This is a genomic window from Methylophilus sp. 14 (genome assembly GCF_015354345.1).
In the GTDB taxonomy this organism is placed as follows: Bacteria; Pseudomonadota; Gammaproteobacteria; order Burkholderiales; family Methylophilaceae; genus Methylophilus.
Genome location: NZ_JADKYS010000001.1, coordinates 195,037 through 213,262, shown reverse-complemented (window position 1 = coordinate 213,262; position 18,226 = coordinate 195,037). Strand labels below are relative to the sequence as shown.

The 18,226-nt window shown below is 52.9% G+C and carries 14 protein-coding genes; 8 read left to right on the top strand and 6 right to left on the bottom strand.

The genetic code is table 11. The features are described from left to right. Positions 1 to 35: 35 nt before the first annotated feature. The 3 genes from INP78_RS01175 to INP78_RS01165 form a co-directional block, all read right to left on the bottom strand. Positions 36 to 1,499: an efflux transporter outer membrane subunit gene (locus INP78_RS01175; protein WP_228522579.1), complete on the bottom strand. Its 1,464-nt coding sequence runs from the start codon at positions 1,497 to 1,499 to the stop codon at positions 36 to 38. Next, on the bottom strand, positions 1,496 to 4,630 hold the full coding sequence (locus INP78_RS01170) for an efflux RND transporter permease subunit (RefSeq protein WP_194740388.1): 3,135 nt from the start codon (positions 4,628 to 4,630) through the stop codon (positions 1,496 to 1,498). Before INP78_RS01170 ends, INP78_RS01175 begins: the two co-directional genes overlap by 4 nt. A 75-nt stretch (positions 4,631 to 4,705) precedes the next feature. Next, positions 4,706 to 5,887: an efflux RND transporter periplasmic adaptor subunit gene (locus tag INP78_RS01165; protein WP_194740387.1), complete on the bottom strand. Its 1,182-nt coding sequence runs from the start codon at positions 5,885 to 5,887 to the stop codon at positions 4,706 to 4,708. 201 nt (positions 5,888 to 6,088) lie between these two features. Between INP78_RS01165 and INP78_RS01160 the strand changes: the two genes are divergently transcribed. From INP78_RS01160 to INP78_RS01125, 8 genes are all read left to right on the top strand, one after another. Further along, positions 6,089 to 6,715, top strand: a complete 627-nt coding sequence (locus INP78_RS01160) for a TetR family transcriptional regulator (RefSeq protein WP_194740386.1) — start codon at positions 6,089 to 6,091, stop codon at positions 6,713 to 6,715. 79 nt (positions 6,716 to 6,794) lie between these two features. Next, positions 6,795 to 7,838, top strand: coding sequence for a tRNA dihydrouridine synthase DusB (gene dusB / locus INP78_RS01155; RefSeq protein WP_194740385.1), 1,044 nt, complete (start codon positions 6,795 to 6,797; stop codon positions 7,836 to 7,838). Next, the gene (locus INP78_RS01150; RefSeq protein ID WP_194740384.1) at positions 7,838 to 8,074 is read left to right on the top strand and encodes a helix-turn-helix domain-containing protein; all 237 of its coding nucleotides are present in this window, start codon (positions 7,838 to 7,840) and stop codon (positions 8,072 to 8,074) included. The genes dusB and INP78_RS01150 overlap by 1 nt, the downstream gene beginning before the upstream one ends. A gap of 76 nt (positions 8,075 to 8,150) precedes the next feature. After that, positions 8,151 to 9,755: a bifunctional phosphoribosylaminoimidazolecarboxamide formyltransferase/IMP cyclohydrolase gene (gene purH, locus INP78_RS01145; RefSeq protein ID WP_194740383.1), complete on the top strand. Its 1,605-nt coding sequence runs from the start codon at positions 8,151 to 8,153 to the stop codon at positions 9,753 to 9,755. 128 nt (positions 9,756 to 9,883) lie between these two features. After that, entirely contained in the window at positions 9,884 to 11,152 is a 1,269-nt protein-coding gene (gene purD, locus INP78_RS01140; RefSeq protein WP_194740382.1) for a phosphoribosylamine--glycine ligase, read from the top strand. A gap of 3 nt (positions 11,153 to 11,155) precedes the next feature. Beyond that, positions 11,156 to 12,073 carry an oxygen-dependent coproporphyrinogen oxidase gene (gene hemF, locus INP78_RS01135; RefSeq protein WP_194740381.1) on the top strand — a complete coding sequence of 306 codons (918 nt, stop codon included), beginning with the start codon at positions 11,156 to 11,158 and terminating at the stop codon, positions 12,071 to 12,073. A 2-nt stretch (positions 12,074 to 12,075) separates the two neighbouring features. Beyond that, positions 12,076 to 13,380 carry a M18 family aminopeptidase gene (locus INP78_RS01130; RefSeq protein WP_194740380.1) on the top strand — a complete coding sequence of 435 codons (1,305 nt, stop codon included), beginning with the start codon at positions 12,076 to 12,078 and terminating at the stop codon, positions 13,378 to 13,380. A gap of 69 nt (positions 13,381 to 13,449) precedes the next feature. Then, positions 13,450 to 14,847, top strand: a complete 1,398-nt coding sequence (locus tag INP78_RS01125; protein ID WP_194740379.1) for an amino acid permease — start codon at positions 13,450 to 13,452, stop codon at positions 14,845 to 14,847. A 58-nt stretch (positions 14,848 to 14,905) separates the two neighbouring features. On the opposite strand, the gene INP78_RS01120 is transcribed toward INP78_RS01125, so the two are convergent. From INP78_RS01120 to ilvD, 3 genes are all read right to left on the bottom strand, one after another. Beyond that, the gene (locus tag INP78_RS01120) at positions 14,906 to 15,229 is read right to left on the bottom strand and encodes a c-type cytochrome (RefSeq protein WP_194741069.1); all 324 of its coding nucleotides are present in this window, start codon (positions 15,227 to 15,229) and stop codon (positions 14,906 to 14,908) included. 204 nt (positions 15,230 to 15,433) lie between these two features. After that, a complete protein-coding gene (locus tag INP78_RS01115) occupies positions 15,434 to 16,369 on the bottom strand; it encodes a D-hexose-6-phosphate mutarotase (RefSeq protein WP_194740378.1) in 936 nt (311 codons plus the stop codon). Continuing rightward, positions 16,369 to 18,225, bottom strand: coding sequence for a dihydroxy-acid dehydratase (ilvD, locus tag INP78_RS01110; RefSeq protein ID WP_194740377.1), 1,857 nt, complete (start codon positions 18,223 to 18,225; stop codon positions 16,369 to 16,371). The genes INP78_RS01115 and ilvD overlap by 1 nt, the downstream gene beginning before the upstream one ends. Between the last annotated feature and the right edge of the window lies 1 nt (position 18,226).

Here is an 18,226-nt window from a genome sequence, read left to right as displayed (position 1 = left end):
TCACCCCGGCTAGCTCACACATCACATGCAAAGAATTACTTTTTAGCTTGCGCTTCAGCCGCAACACTTTCCGGCTTCCAGCCACCGCCCAGTGCCTTGAACAAGTCTACCGATGCGGTCAACGTATTCTGGCGGCTCTGCACCACAGCCTGTGTCGCCTCATTGTGGTTACGCTGTGCATCCAGCACTTCTAGGTAGCTGGTATAGCCTGCTTCGTAGCGATTTTTAGCCACACGCAGGATATCGCCCGTGGTTTTTTCCTTGGACACAGCCAAGGCTTCCTGCTCACGGTATTGCTGTGCATTCACCAGTGCATCGCTGACCTCGGTAAAGGCCGTTTGCAGGGTGTTTTGATAGGTCGCCAGCACTTGTTTTTGCTGCGCAGTGGCTTGATCTAAACGTGCGTTCAAGCGGCCGCCGTTGAAAATCGGCAGACTGATATCCAGGCCCAGTGACCAGACACGTGCTGGCGATTTCAGCAGGTTATTCAGCGCGATACTCTCGCCACCGTAAGTGGTAGAGAGCGAAATACTTGGGTAAAACGCCGCGCGGGCCACCGCAATATTGGCATTGGCTGACACCATGTCCTGTTCTGCCTGGCGCACATCTGGTCTTGCTTCCATGAGCGCAGATGGCAAACCGGTTGGCGCAACCGGTGGTGTTGGCATGGCCATGAGATCACCTGCGGCAATTTTCAGACCCAGGTCATTGGTCAGCAAGCCAAGCTGGTGCTCACTTAAGGCACGCAGACGCTTGAGTTCCAGCGTTTGCGTTTGCAGTGTGGTCACCACTAACTCTGCCTGGTGTGCATCCAGAATGGTAGAGACGCCGCCTTCAACCCGGCGTTTGGCCAGGTCCAGGCTGTCTTGCGCCGTTTTAAGGTTTTGCGCGTTGACCAGCAACTGTGCATCCAGGCTGCGTATCATCAGATAATGATTAGCCACCAGGCTGGACAATGACCAAGTCACTGCCTCTTTGGCATAACGTGTCGCCAATAACTGCGCACGTGCGGCTTCATTGGCACGGCGTAGCTTGCCCCACAAGTCCAGCTCATAGCTACCGTTCAAACCAACTTTGTAGGTTTTACGCGGGTTATTGCCAAACACCGGGAACACACCAGACTCGGTGACACGATTACGCAAACCGGAACCGGTGGCGGTCACTGTTGGCAACAGGTTGGCGCCAATTTCACGCATTTGCGCATCAGCCTCTTCAATGCGTGCCACCGCCAGTTGCACGTTATTGTTTTTGGTGAGTGCAGTGTCTACCAGCTGGTTTAACTGGCTGTCATTAAATAATGTCCACCATTGCTGCAAGGCCAGTTGCTGCTCGGCGCTGAGCTCGCTGGCACCGGCGGTGCCATATTGTGAAGGCAACTGTGGTGCAGGACGCGAATACAAATCACCTAGCATCTGGCAACCTGTCATGGACAAGGTCAGCAAGCCCAGCAGCAATGACTGCTGTAACGGTTTTAATGCAAACTTCATTGTCGGTTTCATACCGATTCCTCTTCTACAATATGCCCATGGTGACGCACTTTTTTCTCATTGGTCAGCCAGGTAAAGAACAACGGGATAAAGATGGTGGCAATAAAAGTCGCCAGCAACATACCGCCGAACACGCCGGTACCCATGGACTGGCGCGCTGCCGCACCGGCCCCGGTGGCGAATACCAATGGAATAATCCCCAGCACAAACGCCATCGACGTCATCACAATCGGTCTGAAGCGCAGACGTGCAGCCTCCAGTGCAGCTTCAGCCAATGGCATGCCTTCTTCCATTTTCTGTGAGGCAAACTCCACGATCAGAATCGCGTTTTTCGCCGCCAGACCGATCAGCGTAATCAAGCCGATCTGGAAGTAAATGTCATTGTTCATGCCGCGTGTCAGCACCGCAATCAAGGCACCGGTCATGGCAAACGGAATCGCCATAATCACTGCCAGTGGCAAGGCCCAGGTTTCAAACTGCGCTGCCAGGATCAGGAACACCATGATGGTCGCAAAACCAAACGCTACCAGCGCCGCTGAACCAGTACGCTTCTCCTGGTAGGCCTGGCCGGTCCAGGCAATCTGGTAACCATCGGGCATGTTTTCCTTGGCAATTTTTTCCACCAGCTTGATCGCATCGCCTGAGCTCACGCCTGGCGCGCCACTACCAAACACCTTGGCAGACAGCAGGCCGTTGTAACGCTCCAACTGCTCGGCACCGACAATATTGCTCACTTTAGCCAATGCAGACATCGGGATCATATTGCCATCCGGACTGTCGGCCGTTGGCTGGCTGCGCACATACACTTTGCCCAGGTCTTCAGGCTTCATGCGGTACTCAGCCTCTGCCTGCAACTGCACGCGGTAGGTACGGCCGCTACGGTTAAAGTCATTCACATACAGTGAGCCCATGGTGCTTTGCAGCGTGGCATAAATGTCTGAAATTTTGACATTCTGTGACAACGCCTTGGCTTCATCGACCTCGATAAACAATTGCGGCACGGTTGGGCGGAAGAAGCTGTTGATACCGGTCAACTGCGGGTTAGCACGCATCGCATCCATAAAGTTGTTCATCACCTGTGCCAACTTGATCGGGTCGGTATCACCTTGGCTTTGTACATACACCTCAAAACCACCGGCTGAACCCAAGCCACGAATCGCTGGCGGGTTGACGGCAAAGCTCAAACCGTCTGGCTGACTCATACCAATACCAATCAACTTACCCACCATCTGGTCAGCATTGGTGGTCCGTGCATCCCAGTCTTTCATACGCACGAACATGGTCGCTGCATTGGTTTTGTTGGCGCCAGTCAGCAACTCAAAGCCGTTCACCGCAAACTCATGCGCAGTGGCCGGATCTTTGGCAATCGCTGCACGGATGTTTTCTGTAGTCTGTGAAGTACGCTTCAAGGTGGCGCCATCCGGCATCACCACGATACTGATCACATAGCCCTGGTCTTCTGGCGGCACAAAACCACCCGGTACGGTACGGAACAGGAAGATCATCACGATCAACATGCCACCAAACACCACGGCACCAATGATTTTATGATGCAACGTCAGGTTGACCGTGCCGGTATACAGCTTGGTTAAACGGTCAAAGCCCTGGTTAAATTTCCTGAAAAACGCATTCTCATGATGGCCATTTTTCAAAATCATCGCGCACAAGGCCGGGGTCAGGGTCAACGCCACCACGCCTGAAATCACCACTGAAATGGCCACGGTCACCGCAAACTGACGATACAACTCACCGGCAATACCGCCCTGGAACGCCACGGGCACGAACACCGCACACAGCACCAGCACAATCGCCACCACGGCCGCCTGCACCTGGGCGATAGACTTAATCGCCGCATGCAATGGATTGAGGTTTTCCTCCTTCATCAGGCGCTCGGTGTTTTCGAGCACCACGATCGCATCATCCACCACGATACCAATCGCCAGAATCATGGCAAACAGTGTCAGCAGGTTGATAGAGAAGCCGAACAGATACAAGCCGGCAAAGGTACCGATAATCGAAATTGGCACCGCAATCATCGGGATCAGGGTCGCGCGCCAGCTTTGCAGGAACAGGAACACCACCAGCACCACCAGCACCAGCGCCTCACCAAAGGTATGGAACACTTCTTTGATGGTCGCTTTCACGAAGTCACTGGTATCGTAAGGGATGTTGTAGTCCATGCCCTCTGGGAACTTGAGTTTCAACTCGTTGACTTTGGCCTTGATGGCTTCAGCAGTTTCCAGCGCATTGGCGCCACTCTGCAAGAAGATAGGCAGCGCTACACCTGGTTGTCCATTTAACGCAGACGCCACGTTGTAGCTCTGTGCGCCCAACTCAATACGCGCAACATCTTTCAGGCGCAGCACACCGTTAGGGCCTTGCGCACGCACAATAATGTTACCGAACTCTTCCGGATCAATCAGGCGGCCTTTTGCGGTCACCGTAAATGACAGTTGCTGGCTGGCTGGCGCGGGTTCTGCACCAATCTTACCTGCAGCGTATTGCGCGTTTTGTGCACTGATGGCCGCAGAAATATCGCTGGTAGACACGCCCAGTTGCGCCATACGGTCAGGACGCAACCAGATACGCATGGAGTAATCCTGACCACCAAAGATGGTGACATCACCCACGCCTTTAATACGCTTGAACTCATCCAGCACATTCAAGGTGGCGTAGTTACTCAGGAACAGACGGTCATGCTCTTTTTTGCTGGAGATCAGCATCACCACCAGCAGGATGTCGTTGGAACGTTTTTGCACCACAACACCAGTCCGGCGTACGTCTTCCGGCAAACGTGGCAAGGCAATATTCACGCGGTTGCTGACGTTAAAAGTAGCCTGGTCAACGTTGGTACCAATATCAAACGTCGCCGTAATGGTCAAAGTACCGCTACTGTCTGAGCTGGAGTTAAAGTACAGCAGGTTTTCCACGCCGCTTAACTGCTCCTCAATCGGGGCAGCCACGGTTTTGGACAATGTTTCAGCACTGGCGCCAGGATAGCTGGCAGTGATGATCACGGTTGGTGGTGCAATTTGCGGATATTGCGCAATGGGCAGCTTGAATGCCGCTGCCAAACCAGACAACACGATGATGATAGACAGCACGCTGGCAAAAATCGGGCGTGTGATAAAAAATCGGGTCATATCGTTTTTCCTGAAATCGGCCTGAATCGACGTTCAGGCCGTGAATCACATAATATAAACTTCTGAGATTGCGTCTTAAGACTTAGGCTTTTCCTGGCCTGGCGCACCTGCTGGAGCAGCATCGGGCGCATGTGGTGCAACAGGGGCACCTGGACGCACTTTGATCAGGTTATCGGTAATCACCTGGTCACCGGCTTTCAAACCATCCAATACGCTCCAGCGCTCACCGAACCAGCCACCCACGGTGATCGGTCTGACGGCAGCCACGGTTTTGCCTTCTTTGTCTTTGTCTGCCACAAACACAAACTTGCCTTGCTGGCCGGTTAATACCGCCGTTTGCGGAATCAGGAACACGCCGTCACGCTTGCCTGTGGTCAGGCGTACACGTACAAACTGGCCTGGCAACAATGCGCTGTCCGGGTTCTGGAACTCGGCACGCAACTGCTGTGTGCCCAATGCCGGGTCGATCTGGCTGGCAGAGAAGTTGATTTTGCCTGACAGTGGATACTCACTACCATCGGCCAGCACCAAACGTACATCTTGCACTTTGCCCGGACGTAAATGCCCGCCCAATGCCTGCAACTCAGACTCGGACAAGCTGAAACGTACCCAGATAGGCGACACTTGCACAATGGTGCTTAACAGTGTGCTATTGGCAGTAGCCAGCGCGCCTTCAGACAAGACAAAACGGCCGCCAATACCACCCTCAGGCGCCTTGACGTGTGTATAAGACAAATTCAACTCCGCTTCACGTAACTGCGCCTGATATTGCAGCAAGGTCGCGGCAGCGACTGAGTTATCAGAAGCGGCGTTGTCATATTCACGCTGGCTGATGGATTTAGTCTCCAGCAAGCCTTTCAGGCGTTGCGCTTCACGTGCGGTTTGTTCGATACGGGCTTTTTGCTGTGCAATCAGTGCTCTAGCTTGCTCCACTTGCAACTGGAAAGGCACCGGGTCAATCAGGAACATATCCTGACCAGCTTTCACCGTTTCACCTTCTTGATACAGGCGCTTAAGCACAATACCGCCCACACGTGGACGGACTTCAATCTGCTTGGCACCTTCTGTTTGTGCAACCACTTCTGTTTGAATTGGAACCGTCTCCGCTGACACTGCCTGCACGGTCACCGGCATGGCTGGCATGCCACCCGCAGCAGGATTTTGCCCTTCAGGAGATTTGCCGCAAGCGGCCAATGCTGAGGCTAAAGCCAGTAAAACCAGTGTACGACGAGGTTGGATAGTCTGTGAAATCAACATGTTATCCTCAAAAAATTTTATAAATAGACTTGATTACATACATTCTTGGATGTATATTATATACAAACACGAATGTATGTAAATGGGTTTTGCAAAAAAATTGCCAAATGGCCTCACCAGGACTACTGGTAAAATACCCTACTTACATGAAACTTTTAATGCAACAAACTTTAATGAACCCTGAAAGAGCGATAGAGACTTATGGTACGTAAAACCAAAGAAGATGCCGCCATCACCCGTCAACGTATTATTGATGCTGCGCGGGAGATGTTCCTGCTAAAAGGCGTTAGCCGCACCAGCCTTGAGCAAATTGCCACACACGCCAGCGTCACACGTGGCGCCGTCTACTGGCACTTTCAGAACAAGGCGGAACTGTTTCATGCCATGCGCGAAGAGGTCTACCTGCCCCTGATTGACCGTATGGATGATACCCTGCTGGGCAACGCCGAAGAGTCCAATATCGACCCGCTAGGCCGCATCCGCAAACACTTGGCAAGTACCATCCAAATCCTGGACGATGACCAGACGACACGCGCCACCTATGAAGTCATGATGACCAAGTGCGAATATGTCGACGAGTTTGCCGATGTATTGAAATCAATTTTAAGTAACTGTAGCGGACTCGTGCATAAAATGGAACAGGCTTATGCCAAAGCCCAGGAAATTGGCCAGGTAGGCACCCAACTCACCGCCGCCGAACTCGCCATGGATACCCACCTGTTTTTTTCCGGCTTATTGCACATGTGGGTCAAGGATACCGAGGGCACATTATTCCGTGACCGCGCCTTGCAACTGATAGACACACATATCAATCTGCGTAAAAAATAAGCAAAAATTCCTGTTTACGCATTCCCTGATCTGCGATTTGCAGTTAAAATAGTCAGTCTTTTCACTGACTTACCCAAGCATGCAAATCGGACCACATCAATTAAAGAACAACCTGGTTGTCGCGCCTATGGCAGGCGTCACAGACCGTCCATTCCGCATGCTTTGCAAAAAAATGGGCGCTGGCCTGGCTGTGTCCGAGATGGTCACGTCCAACTCCTTGTTATATGGCAGTGAAAAAACCAAGCGTCGCGCCAACCACGAAGGCGAAGTGAGCCCGATCTCGGTACAAATTGCCGGTGCCGAACCCGCCATGATGGCCGAAGCCGCCAGACACAACGTGGAAAACGGTGCACAAATCATCGATATCAACATGGGCTGTCCGGCCAAAAAGATCTGTAACGTGATGGCTGGCTCTGCATTGCTGCGCGATGAGCCACTGGTGTCACAAATCCTCAAGGCCGTGGTCAACGCGGTGGATGTGCCAGTGACCCTCAAAATCCGCACTGGCTGGGACAGACAAAACAAAAACGCCATCCAGATCGCCAAAATGGCCGAAGACATTGGCGTGCAGGCATTGACCATTCATGGCCGCACACGAAACGACCTCTACCACGGCGATGCAGAATACGACACTATTGCCGCGGTCAAACAAGCGATCAAGATTCCATTGATTGCCAACGGCGACATTACCACGCCGGAAAAAGCCAAATTCGTGCTCGACTACACCAAGGCCGATGCCGCGATGATAGGCCGTGCCGCCCAAGGCCGCCCGTGGATTTTCCGTGAAACCGAGCACTTCCTCAAAACAGGCGAACACATGCTGCCGCCCACCGTGGATGAAATTCACCAGGTGATGCTGGAGCATCTGCATGACTTGTACGACTTTTACGGCGACCTGACTGGCATGCGTGTCGCCCGCAAACATATTTCCTGGTACACCAAAGGCTTGTCAGGTTCTGCGGCTTTCCGCCACAACATGAACACCTTGCAAACCATAGAATTACAGTTGCAGGCCATTAATGACTTTTTTGCCGAACTCAAAGCAAAAAATGACCGACTGGTTTATGTCGACAACGACGACTCTGATAACGAAAACAATGGCAACGAGGAGTTGGCGGCGTAATGCAAAACGATAGTAAATTAAGCCTCGCCGTGCGCGAGTCACTGGACGACTATTTCACGCACCTGGACGGGCAACCACCCCATGCCATTTACGATATGGTACTCAGCTGTGTCGAAAAGCCCATGCTGGAATACGTCCTCAATAAAGTTGGCGGCAACCAAAGCAAAGCCGCAGACATGATGGGCATTAACCGCAATACCCTGAGAAAAAAGATGGCCGCCTACGGCCTGGAATAAATTACACCGGGCCTGATGGCACTTCATCATCAGGCCTTTTCATTTTCTTTATCACGCAACTCCACTCACATTCATTATGACGATTAAACGCGCGCTTATCAGTGTTTCCGATAAAACCGGTGTGCTCGAACTGGCACAATCCCTGCACCAGCTTGGTGTAGAAATCCTTTCTACTGGCGGCACCGCCAAACTGTTCCGCGACAACCAGATTCCAGTCAAGGAAGTCAGTGATTTCACCGGCTTCCCGGAAATGCTGGACGGCCGCGTCAAAACCCTGCACCCGAAAGTGCATGGCGGGCTACTGGGCCGCCGTGATTTGCCTGAGCACGTTGCTGCCATGCAGCAATATGGCATTGAGAACATCGACTTGCTGGCGGTGAATTTATATCCATTTGAAGCCACTGTTGCCAAAGCCAACTGCACACTGGAAGACGCGATTGAGAATATCGACATTGGCGGCCCAGCCATGGTGCGCTCTGCAGCCAAAAACTGGAATGACGTCGCGGTATTGACCGACGCAGCACAGTACGCTGACGTGGTGAGTGAACTGCAAGCCAACAACGGCAGCGTATCCAAGGCGACGCGTTTCAAACTGTCAGTGGCGGCGTTTAACCGTATCGCACAATATGATGCAGCGATCAGCAATTACCTGTCTGCGATTGATTTCGCCGAAACTGAATCTGCTGGCAAGCCAGTGCTGAGCCAGTTCCCAGGACAGATGAACAGCAACTTTGTCAAAGTGCAAGACCTGCGCTACGGTGAAAACAGCCATCAGCAAGCGGCGTTTTACCGCGACCTCTACCCTGCCCCCGGCAGCCTTGCCACCGCACAACAACTGCAAGGCAAAGAGCTCAGCTATAACAACATTGCTGACGCCGATGCGGCTTGGGAAGCGGTGAAATCGTTCACCGGCCCAGCTTGTGTGATCGTCAAACACGCCAACCCATGCGGCGTGGCGGTTGGCATCAATGCGCTTGAGTCATACAGCAAGGCCTTTAAAACCGACCCCACTTCTGCCTTTGGCGGCATCATCGCTTTTAATACCATCCTGGATGGCGCTGCGGCCGAAGCTGTTTCCAAACAGTTTGTAGAAGTATTGATTGCACCTGACTTTACGCCAGAAGCGCTGGCCATTTTCACAGCAAAAGCCAATGTGCGCGTATTGAAGATTGCCTTGCCACAGGGCGGCAACACCGCTTGGGAGCAAGGCCGCAACGCGGTAGATTCCAAGCGCGTGGGTTCCGGCATTTTGCTGCAATCGGCCGACAACCATGAAATGCAACTGGCCGACCTCAAGGTCGTGACAAAATTGCAACCAACACCAGCACAAATGCAGGACCTGCTGTTTGCCTGGAACGTCGCCAAATACGTGAAATCTAATGCCATCGTCTTCTGTGGCAATGGCATGACGCTGGGCGTAGGTGCAGGCCAGATGAGTCGCGTCGACAGCACCAAAATTGCTGCCATCAAGGCACAAAATGCCGGCCTTAGCCTGCAAGGTTCTGTGGTTGCCTCTGACGCTTTCTTCCCGTTCCGGGATGGCGTAGATGTATTGGCCGACGCCGGTGCCAGCTGCGTTATCCATCCGGGTGGCAGCATGCGCGACGAAGAAGTGATTGCCGCGGCTGACGAACGTGGTTTGGCCATGGTGGTGACAGGCATTCGTCACTTTAGACATTAATAATTCTAATTGCCACAGAGATCACAGAGGACACAGAGAACTGCAGCTAGCAAAAAAGACCACTGGCTGTATATTCACTCTGTGCCCTCTGTGCCCTCTGTGGCTATAACTTTAGGCATGTGATAAATATGAAAATTTTAGTGATTGGTAGCGGCGGCCGCGAGCACGCGTTGGCATGGAAGGTAGCACAAAACAAAGAGGTGAGCCGCGTCTATGTCGCGCCAGGTAACGCAGGCACTGCCACTAACCCGGACATGGTCAACGTGCCTATCACCAAAATTGATGAACTGGTGAAATTTGCTGAAGACGAGCAAATCGCACTGACCATCGTTGGCCCGGAAGCACCACTGTCACAAGGCGTGGTCGATGCTTTCCGCGCGGCTGATTTAAAAATCTTTGGCCCGACCAAGGCGGCGGCACAGCTGGAAAGCTCCAAAGACTTCGCCAAGGCGTTTATGGTGCGCCATAACATCCCAACGGCTAAATACCAAACCTTTAGCGATGCCGCAGAAGCCCACGCTTACATCGACGCCAATGGCGCGCCGATTGTGATCAAAGCCGACGGCCTGGCTGCTGGCAAAGGCGTAGTCGTCGCCATGACGCTGGAAGAAGCCCATACCGCCGTCGACGCCATGCTGTCTGACAACAAGCTCGGCGACGCAGGCGCGCGCGTGGTGATTGAAGAGTTTTTAACCGGCGAAGAAGCTAGCTTTATGGTGATGGTCGATGGTAAAAACATCTTGCCGCTGGCCACCAGTCAGGACCATAAACGCCTGCTGGATGCCGACCAGGGCCCGAACACCGGCGGCATGGGTGCTTACTCACCTGCGCCAGTGGTGACTCCAGACATCCACGCCAAAGCCATGCGCGAAATCATTGTGCCTACCGTTGAAGGCATGGCCAAAGACGGCATTCCTTATACCGGCTTTTTGTATGCCGGTTTGATGATCAGCCCCAGCGGCGAGGTCAAAACACTGGAATTCAACTGTCGCATGGGTGACCCTGAAACCCAGCCTATCATGATGCGCCTGAAATCAGACCTGGTTGAGCTGGCAGAGCACGCCGTGGATGGCACACTGGACCAGGCCAAGGCCGAATGGGACTGGCGCTTTGCGCTGGGCGTCGTCATGGCAAGTGCCAATTATCCGGAAACACCTAAGCTGGGCGATGAAATTACCGGGCTGCCAAAAGACGTACAAGACGGCCATGTGTTTCACGCAGGCACCACACTCAAAGATGGCAAAGTGGTCACCAGCGGTGGCCGCGTATTATGCGTGACTGCCTTAGGTGAAACCGTGAAGTTTGCGCAACAACAGGCTTATAAGATTCTGGAGCAAATCCAGTTCGACGGCGCACAATACCGTAAAGACATTGGCTACCGCGCCATCAAGAACTAAATCATGACGACAGACCAGATCCAGCCCGCTGCCGTTTACGATTACCTGCAAGGCTTGCAAGCACGCATCGTCGAAGCCATAGAACTGGTCGACGGTAAAACATTCTTGCAGGACAGCTGGCAACGGCCTGAAGGCGGTGGTGGCAACTCTTGCTTGCTGGAAGGCGGCAACGTGTTTGAGCGCGCTGGCGTTGGTTTTTCGCACGTACTCGGCAACAAATTGCCGCCGGCAGCCAGTGTCGCCCACCCTGAAGCAGCTGGCAGACCGTGGGAAGCCATGGGGGTCTCGCTGGTGTTTCACCCGCACAACCCTTACGTGCCTACGGTGCATATGAATGTACGCTTCTTTGTTGCCAAAGCCCAACACGCAGGTGAGGAAGATATCTGGTGGTTTGGCGGCGGCATGGACCTCACACCTTATTATGGCTTTGAGGATGACTGCATCCACTTTCACCGTGTGAACAAAGAAGCATTGGCACCGTTTGGCGCCGACTACTACCGCAGCTTTAAAAAACACTGCGACGAATACTTTTTCCTCAAGCATCGTAAAGAGCCACGCGGCATTGGCGGCGTGTTTTTTGATGACTTTAGCGAATTAGGCTTTGAGAAAAGCTTTGCCTTGCAACGTGCCGTCGGCGATGCCTTTATCAACGCCTACCTGCCCATTGTACAGCGTCGCAAAGACACCGCTTACGGCGAACGCGAGCGCGACTTCCAGGCCTACCGCCGTGGTCGTTATGTCGAATTCAACCTGATTTTTGACCGCGGCACCATTTTTGGCCTGCAATCCAATGGCCGTACCGAATCTATATTGCTCTCCATGCCGCCGATTGTGAAATGGCGCTACGACTGGAAGCCGGAAACCAATAGCGCAGAAGCCAAACTTTATAGTGACTTTTTGATTGAGAAAGACTGGGTATAAACATGCAAGTTTCAATAGAAGCCAGACAACAAGCGCAAGCCCTGCTGGAATTTATTGATCGCAGCCCCAGCCCCTGGCATGCCGTGGAAACAGTTGCCGCGCAACTCAAAGCGCATGGTTTTATACACCTGCACGAAAACGAAGCGTGGCAACTCAACGCAGGTGGCAAATATTTTGTGGTGCGTGATGGCGGCTCCATCATTGCTTTTGTCGCTGGCCAGCAAGCCATGGCAGACAGCGGTTTCCGCATCGTCGGTGCGCATACTGACTCTCCCGGTTTACGCCTCAAACCCAAAGCGGCTTACATCACCGAAGGCCTGGCACAACTGGGTGTAGAGGTCTACGGCGGCCCGATTTTGGCCACCTTTACTGATCGCGACTTAAGCCTGGCCGGACGGGTAATCATCCGTACCGCGCAAGGCATGGAAGCGCGACTGGTCAGGCTGGATCAGCCTGTTGCACGCCTGCCCAACCTGGCCATCCACATGAACCGTGAGGTCAATGAAAAGGGGCTGGCACTCAACAAGCAAACCGGACTGCCACTTATTTTTGGACACGCAGCGAACACGGATTCTGCCAGACAATTACTGACAGAGACCCTGGCTGGCAAACTGGCCGTGCCCGCCCAAGCCATTATCAGTTGGGATCTGGCGTTATATGATACGCAAACCGGTAGTTTCTGGGGCATAGAGCAGGAGTTTATCGCCAATAGCCAACTGGACAACCTGGCCTCTTGCCATGCGGCATTAGAGGCCTTATTAAGCACCGAAACACCGCAGGCGACCGCTATTTGTGCATTGTTTGATCACGAAGAAGTCGGCTCTGAAAGTGCCACCGGCGCTGGCGGCAGCTTTTTGCTGGATGTGATTGAGCGCCTTTGCCACGCAAGCGGGGTGTCGCCAGAAGACAAGTTGCGTAGTTTTGCCAACAGCTTTTTCATCAGCGCAGATATGGCGCATGCTTTTCATCCTAATCATGCGGGCAGTTATGAGCCCTGCCACCACGTGCAAATCAATCACGGGCCGGTCATTAAAACCAACGCCAACCAGCGTTACAGCACCAATGCCGTTACTGCGGCGCGCTTTATCCAATTGTGCGAACAGGCCAAGGTACCGCACCAGCAATATGCACATCGCACAGATCTGGGTTGCGGCAGCACCATAGGCCCCATCATGGCAGCGCAACTAGGTATCGCCACGGTAGATGTCGGCAACCCGATGTGGGCCATGCACAGCATACGCGAAAGCGCTGGCGTGCTAGACCACAGCTACATGATTGCAACGTTGTCACAACATTACGCCAGCTAAATTCCGCGTCAGCATTGACGCTGGTATAACGATTGCTTTACCCTTGTCGAACAAGGGGAGAATCAATCAATGTTAGAGCAATTATTGCGCAAAAAACCAATTCAACCACATGCGCACACCGGCCTCAAAAAATGTTTAACCGCCTTTGACCTGGCCTTATTAGGCATAGGCGGCGCCATCGGCACAGGCATCTTTGTGCTCACCGGCATCGCCGCCGCCACGCAATCTGGCCCTGCCGTCGTACTTTCATTCATTATTGCTGCCATCGCCGCGGGGTTTGCCGCACTGTCTTATGCAGAGCTCTCGTCTTCGATTGGCGGATCAGGTAGCGCTTACGGCTATAGCTACGTGGCGTTTGGCGAGTTTGCGGCCTGGATGATGGGCTGGATGCTATTACTGGAATACGGCGTAGGCGCCGCTGCGGTAGCCAATGGCTGGGCAGGTTACTTTGTGAATACCTTGCATAATCTTGGCTGGCATCTACCCGAGCATCTGACCAAGGCGCCAGTGCTTGGCGGCACCATCAACCTGCCCGCCTTTGCCATTATCTGGATACTGACATTGCTACTGATGGTCGGCGTCAAGGAAAGTGCGCGTGCCAACAATATCATGGTGATTATCAAACTCTCCACCATTGCCATCTTCCTGGCCTTGTCTGTCGGCCATATCAGCACGGCCAACTGGCAACCATTCATGCCATTCGGCTGGTTTGAAACGCTGGATAATGGTAAGAATATTGGCGTACTGGCAGGTGCTTCACTGGTATTCTTCGCCTATTTTGGCTTTGATGCAGTCTCTACTGCGGCTGAGGAATGCCAGCAACCGCAACGCGACCTGCCCATCGGCTTGATTGCATCGCTGACCTTTTGCACCATTATTTATATCATCGTGTCTGGCACACTGACTGGCGTGATTCCTTATACAGAGCTCAACACATCGTCCCCGGTGGCTTATGCCCTGACCAAGCTGGGTTACACCTGGTCATCCACACTGGTCGCGACTGGCGTATTGGCCGGACTGATTACGGTGTTACTGGTGCTACTCTATGGCCTGACGCGTATTTTATTTGCCATGAGCCGCGACGGTTTGATTTCGCCCATTTTTTCAGCAGTCAATCCTGAGCGCCAAACCCCAAGTAAAATTATCCTGATGTGCGGCATCGTCGTGTCTATCGTAGCAGGCTTTATTCCCCTGGGTGAGCTGGCAGAAACCGTCAATATTGGCACCCTGGCCAGCTTTATCATGGTGTGCTTTGGCGTGATGCGCTTACGCAAAACCCACCCTGAACTCGCGCGGCCATTCAAGAATCCGTTTAACCCTCTGATCCCGGTTGGTGGCATCATTTCATGCGCGGCACTGATTTCCTTTTTGCCCGCAGAAACCTGGCATCGCTTTATCACCTGGGCAATCGTAGGCGTCATCTTTTACTTTGCCTACTCATTGCGACACAGCAAATTACGCGCATAAGCAGCAATAAAAAAGCCGACTAACAAGTCGGCTTTTTCGAATCACAGCGAAGCTGAAATTACAGAGACAATACCCACTCAACGATGGTCTTGATGTCTTCGTCTTTCACTTGTGGGCTGTTTGCAGGCATAGGGATATTACCCCAAACACCAGCGCCACCTTTTTTCACTTTTTCAATCAATTTAGCTTCAGCAGTTTTGTCGCCTTTGTATTTGGCAGCAACATCTTTGTATGCTGGGCCCAATACTTTTGCATCAACACTGTGACATGCCAAACAACCACTTTTTTGAGCCAATGCTTTAGCCGCTGCTGCGTCTGCAGCTTGTGCTGAACCAGCCATCAACAAAGTCGCTGCTGCGATTGCGGATAATAAAACTTTCATGCGATCTCCTTGAATATCCTCTAAACAAATAGAACCCCGTAATGCAATTCTCATGCATGTGGCATATTACCTGACCAGACAAAATCTACAATAGAAAAACCGTGAAAAGCAACGGTGATTTATATAATTTCAACCGGTTTAGCGTTTTGCCAACAAGCTAAAAACGCACGTGCAACGCTACGGTTGACAGGCGTCACAATAACGTTACAAGGTCTCGATCGAGTATTCCGCACTGAGGATATGCTTGCGTCCCGGGTTGATCACCACCATGTTATCCATGGCGTTGGTGGTTTCCACGCAAATGGTTTTACGCCACTCTTCGCCAACGCCCATATCGCCCATCGCACCGGCTTTTTCTGCGCCAGGATTCCACACCACGGTGGTATCGCTGCCAGATTTGGAGACATGAATAATGCGGTTGAAGCCACTGTCGTGAATGGCACAATCGGAGCTGTGATGCACATAGACACGGTCATACTCTTTGCCGTCAAATGTCAGCGCGTTGTGTTCTACATTGCGCTCGTATTTGAGCAATTTGTCCAGGTAGACCAGGTCTTGCATGCCGGTGATTTTAACGTTCGATAAATCGCTGACATTAAAGTATGTATGGAACGCCTCACTGATCACAAACGGGTGCTCAGCCAGGTTGGTCGTGGCCAGGTCAATACGCAGGCGGCGGCCTATGGTGATGGTCAGGGTCAGCTCATACGGGTAAGACAACTGGCGTTGCGCTTCTGGTGTTTGCTGCATTTCAAGGATAATGCGCGTCGCGCCAGTCGGCGTGGCATCAATATCCATCACGCGCCAGGGGATCACGCGCGCAAAGCCGTGCGGACACAAGGTGCTGTCAGTCGGGTGTGCGCCAAACCATGGCCAGCAAATCGGCGTGCCACCACGGATAGAGCGGCCTTTGACATAGCGTGCATTGCTGGACAACCATAGCACCGGATTCGACAGGAATTTAGGTTGCCACTGCATCACATGTGCGCCTTGCAGAGCAATTTTGCCTGTGGCCAGCGGATTATCAATCTCCAGGTACTGCAAGCCATTTTCATCCTGCCACTGGGTGACATGCGCATGCAAAGTCATGCGCTTGGTCATTTCCATCGTCTTGGCCAGGACACTACATTCGTCGCTCATTATTTCCCTCTCTCAATCTGTGCCACATCACGCACCGCACCTTTGGCAGCGCTGGTACTCATGGCAGCATAGGCACGCAAGGCTGGCGAAACCACACGTTCACGGCTCAATGGCTTCCAGGCATCTTTACCTCTGGCTTCCATCTGGCCACGGCGGTGCGCCATTTCCTCGTCAGTAATCACCAGGTGTATGGTACGGTTAGGGATATCAATCTCAATCGTATCGCCTTCTTGCACCAGGCCAATCGCGCCACCTTCTGCCGCTTCTGGTGAGGCATGGCCGATACTCAAGCCAGAGGTGCCGCCTGAAAAACGGCCATCGGTGAGCAAGGCACAGGCTTTGCCCAAGCCTTTAGACTTCAGGTATGAGGTGGGATACAGCATTTCTTGCATGCCAGGGCCACCGCGTGGGCCTTCATAACGAATCACGACCACGTCACCAGCGACAATTTCATCATTCAAAATACTTTCAACGGCCGCATCCTGGCTCTCATACACGCGGGCACGACCGTTAAATTTGAGGATACTGTCATCCACACCCGCCGTTTTCACAATACAGCCATCCAGCGCAATATTGCCGTAGAGCACAGCCAAGCCACCATCTTGTGAATAAGCATGTGCCTTGTTACGGATACAGCCATTTTCACGGTCATCATCCAAGGTTGGCCATAACATGCTTTGACTGAATGCAATGGTCGTGGCAACACCACCAGGCGCGGCACGGTAAAACTTCTTCACCTCTTCATCTTGCGTGGTGACGATGTCCCACTTGGCCAAGGCATCGCCCATACTAGGGCTATGAACGGTTGGCACATCCGTATGGATGACACCAGCGCGATTGAGTTCCGCCAAAATGCCCATCACCCCACCGGCACGGTGTACATCTTCCATATGATATTTGCTGGTCGCAGGCGCCACTTTAGACACACAAGGCACTTGGCGTGAAATACGGTCTATATCTTTCATGGTGAAATCCACACCGGCTTCATGCGCGGCTGCCAGCAAATGCAGCACGGTATTGGTTGAACCACCCATGGCCACATCCAGGCTCATAGCGTTTTCAAAAGCCTGCATGGTCGCAATGCTGCGCGGCAATACACTGTAATCGTCTTGCTCGTAATGACGCTTGGCCAACTCTACAATCAGGCGACCAGCTTGCAGGAACAACTGTTTGCGCGCGGCATGCGTCGCCAACGTCGAACCATTCCCTGGCAAGCTTAAACCCAGCGCCTCGGTCAGGCAGTTCATCGAGTTGGCAGTAAACATGCCAGAACAAGAGCCGCAGGTTGGGCAAGCAGAACGTTCGATCTCAGCCACTTCCGCATCGCTGACATGGCTATCAGCCGCTTCCACCATGGCATCAACCAAGTCCAGCTTGCGTACATTGCCTTGCCAGTTCACTTTACCAGCTTCCATCGGGCCGCCAGACACAAACACCACCGGGATGTTGAGGCGCAAAGCGGCCATCAGCATGCCGGGGGTGATTTTGTCGCAGTTGGAGATACACACCAGCGCATCGGCACAGTGGGCATTGACCATATATTCCACGCTGTCCGCAATCAGGTCACGGCTTGGCAGGCTATACAGCATACCGCCATGGCCCATGGCAATACCGTCATCGACGGCAATGGTATTAAATTCTTTGGCAACCCCGCCCGCCTTCTCAATCTCACGGGCGACAAGTTGACCCATATCTTTCAAATGGACATGGCCAGGCACAAACTGCGTGAACGAGTTAGCCACCGCAATAATCGGCTTGGAGAAGTCTTCATCTTTCATACCGGTGGCACGCCATAACGCGCGAGCACCAGCCATGTTACGACCTTGGGTCGTCGTGTGAGAACGGTATTTAGGCATG